Origin of the sequence: Streptomyces sp. NPDC005483 (assembly GCF_040606035.1) — a bacterium.
Classification (GTDB): Bacteria; Actinomycetota; Actinomycetes; order Streptomycetales; family Streptomycetaceae; genus Streptomyces.
The window spans coordinates 115,707-127,765 of the sequence record NZ_JBEXEA010000010.1 but is presented as its reverse complement, the minus strand read 5'-3'; the positions used below and the strand labels follow the sequence as shown (position 1 = coordinate 127,765).

10 protein-coding genes and 1 pseudogene are annotated in these 12,059 nt (G+C 68.3%); 7 read left to right on the top strand and 4 right to left on the bottom strand.

What is annotated here, in order from left to right; all coding sequences use genetic code 11:
• Positions 1-52: 52 nt before the first annotated feature.
• Both ABZT06_RS20810 and ABZT06_RS20805 read right to left on the bottom strand, forming a co-directional pair.
• Positions 53-1,561: a GMC family oxidoreductase N-terminal domain-containing protein gene (locus ABZT06_RS20810; RefSeq protein ID WP_355742579.1), complete on the bottom strand. Its 1,509-nt coding sequence runs from the start codon at positions 1,559-1,561 to the stop codon at positions 53-55.
• 182 nt (positions 1,562-1,743) lie between these two features.
• Complete coding sequence (locus tag ABZT06_RS20805; RefSeq protein WP_355742576.1) at positions 1,744-4,515, bottom strand: AAA family ATPase; 2,772 nt, start codon at positions 4,513-4,515, stop codon at positions 1,744-1,746.
• 167 nt (positions 4,516-4,682) lie between these two features.
• Here ABZT06_RS20805 and ABZT06_RS20800 point away from each other — a divergent pair, with 167 nt between their 5' ends.
• The 7 genes from ABZT06_RS20800 to ABZT06_RS20770 all read left to right on the top strand — a co-directional run bounded on the left by ABZT06_RS20800 (position 4,683) and on the right by ABZT06_RS20770 (position 10,174).
• Positions 4,683-5,327 (top strand): NAD(P)-binding domain-containing protein, encoded by a 645-nt coding sequence (locus ABZT06_RS20800; protein ID WP_355742573.1) that lies wholly within the window; start codon positions 4,683-4,685, stop codon positions 5,325-5,327.
• 86 nt (positions 5,328-5,413) lie between these two features.
• Positions 5,414-6,379 carry a helix-turn-helix transcriptional regulator gene (locus tag ABZT06_RS20795; RefSeq protein ID WP_355742570.1) on the top strand — a complete coding sequence of 322 codons (966 nt, stop codon included), beginning with the start codon at positions 5,414-5,416 and terminating at the stop codon, positions 6,377-6,379.
• Positions 6,380-6,819: 440 nt separating this feature from the next.
• A complete protein-coding gene (locus ABZT06_RS20790) occupies positions 6,820-7,332 on the top strand; it encodes an ester cyclase (RefSeq protein ID WP_355742567.1) in 513 nt (170 codons plus the stop codon).
• A 301-nt stretch (positions 7,333-7,633) separates the two neighbouring features.
• Positions 7,634-8,224: a hypothetical protein gene (locus tag ABZT06_RS20785; RefSeq protein ID WP_355742564.1), complete on the top strand. Its 591-nt coding sequence runs from the start codon at positions 7,634-7,636 to the stop codon at positions 8,222-8,224.
• Between the two features lie 4 nt (positions 8,225-8,228).
• Entirely contained in the window at positions 8,229-8,618 is a 390-nt protein-coding gene (locus tag ABZT06_RS20780; protein WP_355742561.1) for an SgcJ/EcaC family oxidoreductase, read from the top strand.
• 53 nt (positions 8,619-8,671) lie between these two features.
• On the top strand, positions 8,672-9,070 hold the full coding sequence (locus ABZT06_RS20775; RefSeq protein WP_355742558.1) for a VOC family protein: 399 nt from the start codon (positions 8,672-8,674) through the stop codon (positions 9,068-9,070).
• Between the two features lie 183 nt (positions 9,071-9,253).
• Entirely contained in the window at positions 9,254-10,174 is a 921-nt protein-coding gene (locus ABZT06_RS20770; protein ID WP_355742555.1) for a ketopantoate reductase family protein, read from the top strand.
• Between the two features lie 131 nt (positions 10,175-10,305).
• Here the strand turns inward: ABZT06_RS20770 and ABZT06_RS20765 are convergent.
• A pseudogene (locus tag ABZT06_RS20765) lies at positions 10,306-10,488 on the bottom strand (alcohol dehydrogenase catalytic domain-containing protein); the annotation flags it as partial.
• A gap of 755 nt (positions 10,489-11,243) precedes the next feature.
• Positions 11,244-11,855, bottom strand: coding sequence for a CGNR zinc finger domain-containing protein (locus ABZT06_RS20760; protein ID WP_355742552.1), 612 nt, complete (start codon positions 11,853-11,855; stop codon positions 11,244-11,246).
• Positions 11,856-12,059 lie beyond the last annotated feature (204 nt).

The following is a 12,059-nucleotide window of genomic DNA, read 5'->3' as shown; positions in this document are numbered from 1 at the left end:
GGCCGGCGCTCAGCTGTTCGTGGGGTGTTCGGCCGCCGCGGCGGCGGCCCGGTCAGATCTGGCGCGCGATGTGTTCCGCGGCGGCGATGACCGTGAGGTTGGTTGCCGCAGAGGGCACGTCGGGGAAGATCGAGGCGTCCACGACCCGCAGTCCCTCGACGCCGCGTACCGCGCCGAGGCGATCGGTCACCGCGGTCGGGTCGTCGTCGGCGCCCATCGGTGCCGTCGAGGTGGGGTGGTGGTAAGTGTCGAGGGTGGCGAGCATGGTCTGCTCGATGGCCGCGTCGCCGGTCGCGTCCGTTCCCGGGTTGAGCTCCTGAGTGATCAGGTCGGACAGCGGTGCGGTGGCGCCGAGGCGGCGGGCCAGCTTGACGCCCTCCAGCAGGCGTCGGCGGTCGTCGAGATCGGCCAGGAAGTTGAGGTCGATCCGCGGGGCGACCGAGGGGTCCCTGCTGACCAGGGTCAGCGTGCCCTGCGAGGCGGGGCGCACCAGGGCGACGGCCAGGACGAAACCGAGGCCGGTCGGACTGGCGGAGTGGTCGAAGAGGTGGGTGGCGGTGATGTGCAGGTCGAGTTCGTCGTCCTCGGCCTCGCTGCTGGCAGTCCAGACCTTGGCGCCGATGACGGGCACTCCTTCGCCGGTCTTGTCCGGGTCGGCGGCGTAGGCGTTGTAGTAGAAGGGGTGGTCCTGCAACCGCAGCCCGACCGGCAGGTCCGCGACGACCGGAATGCCGAGATCACCCAGGTCGACGGCAGGGCCGACACCCGACCGCAGCAGGATCGCCGCGCTGCCATACGTCCCGGCCGACAGGATCACGTCGCCCGCGGGGATCTCGGTGCCGTCGGCCAGCACCACGCCCACCGCCCTGTGGCCGTCGAACAGCACCCGGTCGACGAGGACCTCGGCCCGGATCTCCAGGTTGTCGCGTGACCGCACGTCATCGGTGAGGTAGGCCATGCCGGTGTTGACCCGCACCCCGTCACGCACGTTCATCGGGTAGGGGCCCACGCCCTCGGGGTCGGTGCCGTTGAAGTCGTCCACGGCCTTGATGCCGTGGGCCAGCGCCGCGTCGACGAAAGCGCGCTGCATGGTGCTGATGTCGTCCCGCACGAGCTGCGTGACCGGCAGCGGGCCGGTACGGCCGTGCAGGGCGTCGTCACCCACCGTGGTGGATTCCAGGGCCTTGAACGCAGGCAGGAGTTCGTCGTACGACCATCCCTTCAGGCCCCGCTGCGTCCAGCGCGCGAAGTCCGAGGGCAGCGCGCGCACGGCGACCGACCCGTTGACCGCCGAGCTGCCGCCGAGCACCTTGCCGCGGAAGGCCGCGATCCCGTGATCCACGTAGCCGGGCTCGGTCGTGTAGCCCCAGTCATGGCCGGTCCAGCCACCCAGCACGCTGCTGGAGGCCACCTCTGCCGGGTAGCCGTCCGGTTCGTAAGCCGGGCCTGCCTCCAGGAGAAGGACACGGCGCGAGGCGTTCTCGCTGAGGCGGGTGGCCAGCACGGCGCCCGCCGAGCCCCCACCGACGATGACGGTGTCGAAGCGGTTGTTGCTGGTCATGGCGAGAGGCCTCCGTGTGCGCGTGCTGTCGTCCTTCGGTCCGGCCGAGAGGTCGAACGACAATGACGCTACGAAGATCCGCGGCCTTTGAAATCGGTCACCGTATCGGTCAGCACGTGGTCTTCACATCACGGCCCGACGATGGCCCGCACAGCCCTCTCAGCGGGCGCCGAGGTCGCAGCTCAGCCGGCTAAGCGGAGCCCGTCCTCGAAATCGATGCGGCTGAGGTCGGCGCGCGAGACGATCCCGAGCTTGGGGAACACGTTGGACAGGTGATGCCCGACGGTCCGCGGACTGATCAGCAGCTGTGCGCCGATCTCCCGGTTGGTAAGCCCTTCCGCCGCCAGCCGGGCGACTCGCAGCTCCTGCGCGGTGAGGATCACGACGCTGTCCCGGGCCCCGGCCTCGCTGCCACGCAGTTGCTGCCCGGTGAGCTCCTGTTCGGCCTGGACCCGGGCGAGCAACGGAGCCGCGCCGAGCCTCCGGAAGATCTCGGCGGCTTCGGCCAGCTGGACCCGGGCGTCGGTGCGACGGCGGGCCCGCCGCAGCCACTCGCCGTACAGCAGTCGGGTACGGGCGTAAGCGAATGGCCGCGACACGGCTCCCGGGGCCTCCAATGCGAGCCGGAACTTCTTCTCCGCCTCCGTTCCCGAGGCAAGCAGGGCGTCGGCGACGTGCATAGCAGACACTGCCCACGCCGCGTGGGTCCGCTCGGCGCACCGTCTTAGCAAACGAGCCTGTTCCTCGGCCGTCTCCGGCTGGCCTGCCTGGACCGCGGCCTCGGCGGTGTCCAGCGCGGCGAGCACCGCGAAGGTGGGGTGCGCGGAGTGGTGGCCCTTCTCGGTGAGGCGGATGAGGCGGTCCAGCGCCTCCTCGGCCCGGCCCGCGAACAGCGCCGACATTCCGAGGTTCCACTCAGCGGCCGCGCTGAGCGCACGCACTCCACGCGGCACCGACTGCTCGAAGGTCAAGGCTGCGTAGTCCGCGACGGCCTGTTCGTCACCCCGCGCGGCCGCCAGCCATCCGAGGCAGTTGCGGCTCTGTGACGCCAGGTGCTCGGCGCCGATCTCCTCGGCAAGCTGGAGCCCTTCGGTGGCGTTCGCCGTTGCCGCCGTCCAGAGTCCCTGGGCGATGTCGAGTGTCACGGTCTGGGCCAGCGCGAGGGTCAGGGCGGTGACCTGGTCCGTGTGTCGCAGCTTGTCGATCTTGCGTCGGAGTGCCTCGTCCAGGACACACTCGATGCCCCAGGCCACTGCGAGCGGGGCCGGCGGCATCAGGCGCCAGGAGCTGCCGCTGAGCCGGTTGAGTACCTCCGTGCCGGGGATCACCACGGGGCTGTGGGCATGGGCACCGTGGCCGTTGTCTCCGGACCACCATTCGCGCCACAGCGGCAGCAGATCGGCGTTGGGAAAGCCGCCCTGGGGCAGCCGCTGCTCGAGCTGGTGAAGCGCCTCATCCTGGAGGCCGGTCTGGCCGGCCGACCAGGCGGCCCGCACGGCCATGCTGCCGAGCTTGAACGCCTGCCCGGGGTCTGCCACCACATCCATATCCCGGATCAGACAACGGTAGGCGCTCTCCATGTCACCGTGCGCGAACTCAATCAGTCCGCGCAACCCGTCGCTGAGGCCCGCGACGGTGGACTCGCTGGACATCCCTTCCGCCCGCTCCAGCATCCCCCGCGCCACGTCGACCTGCCCGGCCTCCCAGGCCGCCCTCGCTCCATGAGCCAGGCGTCTGGCAGCGTCGTCCAGGGACGGGGACAGCTTCGCAGCGCGCCGTAGGGCACGGGCGGCTGTGGCGCAGCCGCCACGCCCCCAGGTGCTGTGCGCCGACTCCTCCAGCAGTCGGGCCACCTCCTCGTCGGGCCCTCCGGCGGCTTCGACGGCTGCGGCGAGGTGCCAGGAGCGCAGTTCGTCGGCTTTCTCACCGGTCACTACTGAGGCCAGCGCGCGATGAACGGCATGCCGGTCCGCGAGCGGCGCCTCCTCGTAGACCACGGCCCTGATCAGCGGGTGCCGGAAGCAGATCCGCTCGCCCGGGCGCATGGTGATCAGCCCGGACTGCAGGGCTTCGTCCCACGCGGCCCCATCGAGGCCGAGCACACTGCCGGCCTGGCGCACGGTGTTGCGATCGCCACGGTCCTCGGCGGCAGTGAGCAGAAGAGCGGTACGGGCGGATGCTGACAGCCCGTCCATCCGGATGCTCAGGGCACGGCGCAGGCGTGGCCCGACGGCGATCTGTTCGCCGGCCAGGGGGTGCGTGTAGATGTCGCCGGCCGCCACGGAGGCCGGCAGCTCCTGGAGCGCGAGCGGGTTGCCGGCCGCCGCACTGACGATGCGGCGGATCACGGCCTCGTCGATGTCGGGAGCGGCGGCCCCGACGAGGAGCCGGGCGTCCTCGTCGGCGAGTCCGCGGATCTCCATCGCCGTCAGCTTCTCCCAGGGCCCGTCGACCGGAGCGTCATGCCCGGTGAGGAGCATGACCACGGGGTCGTTGCACAGTCGGCGAGCGATGAAGGCCAGGCATTGCGCGGACGGCTCATCCAGCCACTGGGCGTCGTCGGCCATGATCAGCACCGGCCGTTTCTCCGCGAGCTCGCCCAGGAGCGTCAGGACAGCCACTCCGATGAGGAACCGGTCCGCCACATCGCCGCTCTTTCCGAGCGCCCCGTTCAACGCCTTCGCCTGAGGCTCCGGAAGCGTGCTGATCCGGTCGATCACCGGCCAGAGCAGCTCGTGCAGTGCGGCGAACGCCAGCCTTGACTCCAGACGGGTGCCGCGACACCTCAGCACGGTGAAGTCCGCCTCGGCAGCACTGGCCGCGTATCCCAGCAGTGCGGTCTTGCCGATGCCCGGGTCGCCCCACAGCACGAGGGCCGCCCCCCTTCCCTGACGCGCATCGTCAAGGATCTGGTCAAGGGCTGCCTGCTCCTGGCGCCGTCCGTACAGGTCCATTTGATTGAAATCTTAAGGGGGTGCAGACCCCCAAGCCACTCGCACTACCTCGAGTTCAACCACAATTGGCAACCCCATGACCGATACGGTGACCGATCCGCTGCCTGCCGCGTATCCGTAACGTCGGACGCGATCACCACACTCGCGCCCCACCGCAGGAGGACGACATGGCAACGGCGGTCATCGGAGTCGGAAGCATCGGCAAGACAGTGGCACAGCTCCTGGTGAGCGGCGGGGAACCGGTCGTCCTCGCCTCCCGGGACCAGTCGCAGGCCACGGCACTGGCGAAGGAGCTCGGCGGATCGGCGAGCGCAACATCCGTAGGTGACGCCATAGCCCAGGCCGACGCCGTGGTGTTCGCCGTCTGGTTCGACACGATGAAGGAACTGATCACCGAACACGCTGATCTGCTCGCGGGCAAGGTCGTCATCGACCCCTCGAACCCGATCAGCCTCGAGGGCGGAACCGTCTCGCGCACCCTGCCCGACGGCCAGTCCGCCGGTGAGGTGATCGCCTCGCTCCTGCCCTCAGGCGCCCACTTCGCCAAGGCGTTCGGAACGCTGACCGCCGGGCAACTCGCTGAAGGCGCCCACCGCGTCCCGCAGCCCGCCGTCCTCTTCTACGCCACCGACGACGACCAGGCCGCCGCCACCACCGAACGCCTCATCACCACGGCCGGCTTCGCGCCCGTCAAGGCCGGCGGCGTCACCGCGTCCCTGCGCATCGAGGTCTTCGGAGACCTCCACACCATGGGCGGCCTCGACGGAAAGCTCGTGACGGCGGAGGAAGCCAACGCGGCCATCTCCGCGTAGCGGTGGCTGACGGCGCGCGAACGGCACGCGGTCACAGACGTAATAGTTACCGGCTCCGCTGTCGGTGGCAGTAACACACCGTCGACATGGTGGGTGCACTTCGATTGATGACGGTCAAAATGCGACACCATCACCCGCAGGGGATTCCGGAGGTCCCCTTCAAGCCTTCAGCAAGTGCTCCAGCCGGGCTGGATGTGCTGTCACTGGCGGAGTTTCGCGCCTGCGCCGGAATCGGGGACGGCAGTCACCCACGGAGGCCCGCATTCCATCACCTGCTCGCCGTCACCTCCGGAAGTCTGCGGCACACCGTTGACTTCACCGACTACACCCTTGGCCCCGGCACCTGGCTGTGGTCACGTCCCGGACAGGTGCAGCGTTGGGGGGACCTCACCCAGTCGGAAGGCACGCTGATCCTCTTTCGGCAGGACATATTCGACACTCCCACGGCCGCGGCCGCCCGCCTGGACGACTTTCAGGACCCTGTGGTCCGCGCCCCGGCCGCGCAGGACAGCCACGCCCTGCAGATGGCGCTCCAACACTTGGCCACGGAATTCCGGAACCCGGGGCAGTTGCCGCTGCACGTGCACACTGCCGTACTCCGCCAACTCCTCGCCGTTCTTGTCCTCCGCCTGGCTCACCTGAAGGGAGCCCCGGGCACCTCGTTACACCAACTCGACGGCGATCCCGACACGACGTACCTCCGATTCAGAGACGCCGTAGAGCAGCACTTCCGCCGCACTCGCCGCGTAGCCGACTACGCCCGCCTCCTGGGCTACTCGCCCCGCACTCTCTCCCGCGCAACCCTCGACGCCACCGGCATCGGGGCCAAGCAGTTCATCGATCGCAGGGTAATCGTCGAGGCCCAGCGAATGCTCATGCACAGCGACCAAACCGCCGTCCAGATCGCCGCCCAGCTTTGCTTCCCCAGCCCTACGCACTTCAGCAAGTACTTCCATCAACGCACGGGTCAGACACCCATCGCCTTCCGCGCCACCGCTCATGGTGGTGCCAGGGATTCCCTCCTGGCACAGACCGGTTCTGGCAACGGTTAAAGGGAGATTCCTGCCGCGGCCGAGCCACGCGTGGGCCCGGTCTCCACGCCCGCTACGCCGGGTAGAACTGCAGCACCGTCATGGTCATCTCTTCGGGCCCGTCAAGGCATGTGACCGCCTGCATTCGGAGACTGGAGTGCTCCGCAGGACCACGCCTGATGTTCCGGTGGCGTCGTACGGCATGAAGACCGCGAGCCCTGACGACCGTCAGCACGGTCTCTCGTCGGCTCAGCTGCCCGCAGACCCGCTGCTCCTGGTGTAGATGCGAGCCTGGCGATCCGGCAGGTCGAGCATGTCAGTTTCTGGCCATCATCCCTCCGTTATGCGTCTCCCCTCCCGGCATGGCGGGCCGGACGATTGGCCGTGATACCAACCGATCCGGCAGCAGACCCGCCGTGACACGGACCGTCATGCTGCCGGTCAGAGAAGGAAATTCCTCCATGAACCGCACACTCCGTCTTGCTCTCCCTGCCGTCGCCGCCGTGATCGCGGCCGGCGCCGTGGTTGCTCCGTCCGCCCTTGCCACGCCCGAACACCAGCACCCTCAGGCCTCGGGACACCTTTCCCACCAGGAACAGCACAACCGCATGGCAGCCATCGCCGTACTCGACATCGCCTTCAACAAGCACGAACCGCAGAAGGCGGCCGAGAAGTTCATCAGCCCGGACACCTACACCCAGCACAACCCCTACGTCGGCAACGGCCGCCCCGCGTTCATCGCCGCCGCCACCGGCTTCGTCAAGCAGAACCCCGACCTGAGCCTCGACATCAAGCGCACGGTCACCGAAGGCGATCTGGTCGTCGTCCAGGGCCTGCAGAAGCTCAACGCGAGTGACCGCGGCACCGTCGAGATCGACACCTTCCGATTCAACAGGAAGGGCCAGATCGTCGAGCACTGGGATGCCACGACGGCCGTTGCCGCGACCAGCGCCAACGGCAACCCTCAGGTCTGACATGCCGTATGCGGCCGTGCCATGGCAGAGCAGCCGCTCCCCGTCCACACGTGGACTGCCGCAGCACGCCCACCCGTTCCGCTGACTGAGGCAGACGGCTTCCGGGCCTTCGGAGTGTACCCAAAGGGGCGCCCCGAAAGCCGATTCCACGACACGGCTCGGGGGCGTCCCCTTCCAAAAGGGCGCCCCGGGCCGGTCACCTGCTGCGGCGACACGTCCTACTCACAACCATGAGCGAAAGGGCTGATCGTCTTTGAGTTCGCTCGACGACCCCCTCTGTCCGCCGGTCCGTTCAGTACTGATGGACCACCAGGCACTCACCCCCTTTCTGGCCTCCGCCCTGGCGGAATACAGCTTCATCACCCCGGAGCAGCCGCTGCCCTGCTTCGCTGTTCTCCTCGGCCGGTTGGAGGACGACACCGCCTATGTCGAACGCAGTGCCTTCGGCCGCAACTCACGGGCTACCGATCCGTCCGCCCAGCTGGAGTTTTCGGAGGCGATAGTGCCCCGCTTCGGCAGGGCCTACGAGAACGAGCACCGTGGCTGGTGGATCGACTCCCATGACGTTCTGCGGATCACCCGCGCCGCGGAGGAGGACGGACTCGACGTCCTGGGGTCCATTCACATGCACCCCGACTGGCACCGCATCGGGCCTCCGGAGGAGCGCGGCGCTCGGCTGAGCGAGCGTCCGACACCCATGGACACCCATGTCTTCGCGGGCACCGCCTGGCCGGTGAATGTCATTTGCTACCTCGAACAGCAGGGTGAAGCCATGTACCACGCCCTTGCGGCATGGGGCCCGCCACAGGCCGATGCGCCCGAAGTCGGCTGCACCGAGCTGGAGCTGCGCATACGGGCCGACGCCGGCGCAGCCGCGTCCGCGAAGAGGTGAACTGATGCACGACGACCAGCAGCAGATCCGCACCATCTGGGCGCGAATGGCGGAAGGCTGGGCGGCCGGTGACGCCACTGCATTCGCCGCCGACTTCGCGACGGACTGCGACTTCACCACCGTCCGCAGAGACCGCCACCACGGGCGCACGGAGGTCGCCGCCGGACACGATCGGCTGTTCCACAGCGTCTACCGGGGCACCACACTCAGGGCCGAGATTCACCGCATCCGTACGCTGCGCCCCGGGCTGTCCACCGTGGACGTCGACTCCTCAGTGGTCGCGCCCGACGGGACCGTGATCGCCTCGACCCACGCCCTGGCAGTCGTGGAACAGAGCAACGGGCAATGGCAGATCATCGCCTTCCACAACATGGTCCCGGTCCGGCCTACCTGAACGCACGTCCACACCATCTCGCACTTCGGTGCTGCGCCCAGGAGTTGATTTCCATGAGCACACCCAAACTACGCCACCTGGCCATGGTCGCCCGCGACCCGGAGAAACTCGCTGCCTTCTACGCCGAGAACTTCGGAATGGAGCTCTTCCACCGTGATCCGGACGGCAGTTGCTTCCTGTCGGACGGCTATCTCAGTCTCGCCCTGATCAAGCATCAGCTCGACGGTGAAGCCCCACTGGGCATGAACCACTTCGGCTTCCAGGTTGAGGATGTGGACGCTGTGTCCGAGCGGTTGGTGGCGTCCGGAGTGGAACGTCCGGCACAGCGGCCGACGACCCGCCCGTTCGCGGAGTTCCGAGCGATGGATCCCGAAGGCAATTGGTTCGATCTGTCCGCACACGGCTACGGCGGCCCGAAGTCCACTGCAGCCGGGGGCGTCGGCGAGAGCTGAACTCCCCTAGCTCAGACGGCGTCCGCCCCGCTGACGCGCCCTGCTCAACACGGCGCGCCGGGATCGATGCCGAAGCTCCATAAAACGGGATGCGACGGCCAATCCGTCGGTTCGCCCTGACGGCGAAGCCTCCGTCCCGAGCCAAGAGATCGAATGCAAAAGACTGTGGAAAAGGAAACAAGGATGCGCGTACTGGTCATAGGGGCTGGAGCGACCGGCGGGCTGTTCGGTGCACGGCTGATACAGGCGGGCTGGGACGTGACGCTCCTCGTACGGCCGAACAGGGCGAAGGCACTGCGTGAACGCGGGCTGCGCATCACCGGCTGCGGCGAGGACACCGTACTCGCGCCGAAGCTCCTGGTCACGGGCGAGGTCACGGAGCGGTTCGACATCGTGCTGGTGACGGTCAAGGCTACCGGGCTGGACCAGGCGATCGAGGACTTCGCTCCGGCGGTCGGTCCGACCACGCTGGTTCTGCCATTCCTCAACGGCATACGGCATCTGGACACTTTGGACAAGCGCTTCGGCGCGGACCGGGTGCTCGGCGGCGTGGCCCGCGTCCTGACCACGATCGACACCAACGGTGACATCCTGCGTGTGGGGGACATGGAAGGTATGGCGTACGGTGCCCGCGCCGGCACGGCGCCAGTCGCGCTGGACGAGCTGGACGAGACGCTCAGCACCGCGTTCCCGGAGGCGTTGTCCAAGGACATCGACGGCGCCATGTGGGCCAAGTGGATGTTCATCGCCAGTCTGGGTGCCATGACCTGCCTGATGCGCGCAACCGTCGGCGAGATCGTCGCCGTACCGGGCGGCGAGCAACTGGCAACCGCGCTGATCGACGAGTGCGCGTCGATCGCCGCGGCAGCCGGACATCCGCTGTCCGAGCAGGGCCTCGCGAACGCCCGCGCGATGGCCACACAGCAAGGCTCGCCGGGGGTGACGTCGATGCAGCGCGACCTGCTCGCCGGCCACCCGACCGAGGTCGAGCATCTCCTCGGCGATCTGACGGCCCGCGCCCGGCAGTCCGAAATCGCGGTGCCGCTACTGGACTTGGCGACGATGCACTTGCGGGTGCACGAGAACCGGGTGGCTTCTCTCTGACGCCGGGGAGGTTCCCCCACGTCCCGCGAGCCAGCGAAGTCGGTGGCGGCACTCAGGTCCGCAGACACTGCAGTCAGGGCGGTCTCGTCCCACACCGCCGCATGCACCTGCACCAGCAGGCACACGGTCATCGCGGTGCAGTGAGCGGGGTGGGCGGAGTTGCAACTGGCGCACGCAGCGCAGCTGGCGAAGCTGAACACGACGCGGTCGCCGGACGTGGCGCCGGTGACCGCGGAGCCGACCTTCTCCACGATGCCTGCGCCCTCGTGGTCGAGTACCGCCGGAAGGGGCGTGGGGTACCACTGGTCGCGCACGATCGCGTCGGGGCTCGTCAATCTCGACGCGCGTGATTCCCATGCGATGGCCTCGATGACGGGCACGTGGGCACCGTGTTCGCGAAAGCTGGTACTGGTGCGAATCTCGGTCACCAGCGCGGCATGCCGGGAAGGGGTCCGAAGAATGTCAGCGCCGACCATGCCGACTCGAGCGCCTCTGCCACTGGGACATTGCGCCGAAGGCCAGAACGTTGGCTCGGCGGGTTGCGCCGGTCCAGCGTGCGCAGTGCGGTGGTGACCACCTGGCTCGGGGTCTGCAGCCGGACACCGCGGGCCATGTCGTCGGAGCCGGCCGTGTCGAAGAACTCGGTGCGGGTGGGGCCCGGGAGAGGGCGAGCACGCGCAGGCCGGTCCCGCGCGATTCCTGCCACAGCGCCTCGGTGAAGTTCAGCACGAAGGCCTTGGTCGCCCCGTAGACGGCGGCGTTCGGCCACGGCTGATACCTGATCGGCACCGAGCCTGAGGGCGCGGTCGACGTGATCCGCCCCGCCACGCAAGGAGCGTATGGCTTTTAATTATGTCACTCAAGTGCATGTGGCCTTCGCCATGCCCTGAAGCTCTTCCGCGCTGGAGCAACTTCCGACGGGATCTTGAAGTGAGTAAATAGCTCACAGTCGTTTCAGAGATGACATCTCACATGTCACAGTCAGCAGGCAACACGGCCGCCGACGCCACCCAGGTGGACTGGACAACACGCCGGGCAGCAGCTCCTCGACGCCCTCGGACCCGACGGCTTACAACCCGGCGGGCCGCACACGCTGACGCGCCCGGTGGGCTCGCAGATTCTCCACATTGCCGCAGGTCTTTGTGGAGTGCCACACGCCGCTGTTGTTGCGGGAGCGGTCGAAGAAGGCCGTCGCGCAACGCGCGTTGCGGCAGATCTTGAGCCGACGCCAGGCGTCCGCCTGCTGGGCCTGGAACATCTCAAGGAGTACCAGCGCGGCCACGTACCGCCAGCCTTGTCCGCGCGCCTCCAGGACGACCCGCCCGTTGCGTTCCACCCGCAAGGCCGCCGCCGCGACATGAACGGCGGGCACCACGTCAGCGTCGTCGCCGCCTGGGCCGTCGCCGTCCGGTGCGGCGAGAAGCCGTCTCAACTCGGCACGCAGGCCGCGCAGTTCCTCGAGATCGTTCTCGGTGAGTCGCACCTGCGAGACGGCCTGCCCCGCCTCGTGGGCCCAGCAGTCCAGAGCCTGGTCGACCCACGCCTGCGCTTCGGCGAGGTCGTCCAGGAGATCGGCCGCCCGGGGGCGGCCGGCGGAGATCGTGTTGAGCAGGTCGTGCACCAGCGCCAGCCCGAGTGGAGCGGGGTCGACCTCGTACCGCGTGGATGCGGACCACGGCATGGCCCTGCCCCCTTCACTCGTCGCATCGTGCCGACATGACCGTGGCCATGTGGCCACTGCCTCAGGGTACGGCACGCACGCCTCCTTGAACTGAAATGAGCTATAGGCTTACAGTTCTTTCAGTCGGACCGGCAACGCAGCCGCACGAAGGGTGTCGCTCATGAGCTCGTCAGCCCCCATAGCCCCCGAGACACTCCGTGCGCT

What these genes read in the sequence shown, in the direction of transcription:
- ABZT06_RS20785 (WP_355742564.1), top strand. Translation starts at nt 7,634, where the DNA reads ATGGACCACCAGGCACTCACCCCCTTTCTGGCCTCCGCCCTGGCGGAA.
- ABZT06_RS20780 (WP_355742561.1), top strand. Translation starts at nt 8,229, where the DNA reads ATGCACGACGACCAGCAGCAGATCCGCACCATCTGGGCGCGAATGGCG.
- ABZT06_RS20775 (WP_355742558.1), top strand. Translation starts at nt 8,672, where the DNA reads ATGAGCACACCCAAACTACGCCACCTGGCCATGGTCGCCCGCGACCCG.
- ABZT06_RS20760 (WP_355742552.1), bottom strand. Translation starts at nt 11,855, where the DNA reads ATGCCGTGGTCCGCATCCACGCGGTACGAGGTCGACCCCGCTCCACTC.
- ABZT06_RS20790 (WP_355742567.1), top strand. Translation starts at nt 6,820, where the DNA reads ATGAACCGCACACTCCGTCTTGCTCTCCCTGCCGTCGCCGCCGTGATC.
- ABZT06_RS20805 (WP_355742576.1), bottom strand. Translation starts at nt 4,515, where the DNA reads ATGGACCTGTACGGACGGCGCCAGGAGCAGGCAGCCCTTGACCAGATC.
- ABZT06_RS20795 (WP_355742570.1), top strand. Translation starts at nt 5,414, where the DNA reads ATGGTGGGTGCACTTCGATTGATGACGGTCAAAATGCGACACCATCAC.
- ABZT06_RS20810 (WP_355742579.1), bottom strand. Translation starts at nt 1,561, where the DNA reads ATGACCAGCAACAACCGCTTCGACACCGTCATCGTCGGTGGGGGCTCG.
- ABZT06_RS20800 (WP_355742573.1), top strand. Translation starts at nt 4,683, where the DNA reads ATGGCAACGGCGGTCATCGGAGTCGGAAGCATCGGCAAGACAGTGGCA.
- ABZT06_RS20770 (WP_355742555.1), top strand. Translation starts at nt 9,254, where the DNA reads ATGCGCGTACTGGTCATAGGGGCTGGAGCGACCGGCGGGCTGTTCGGT.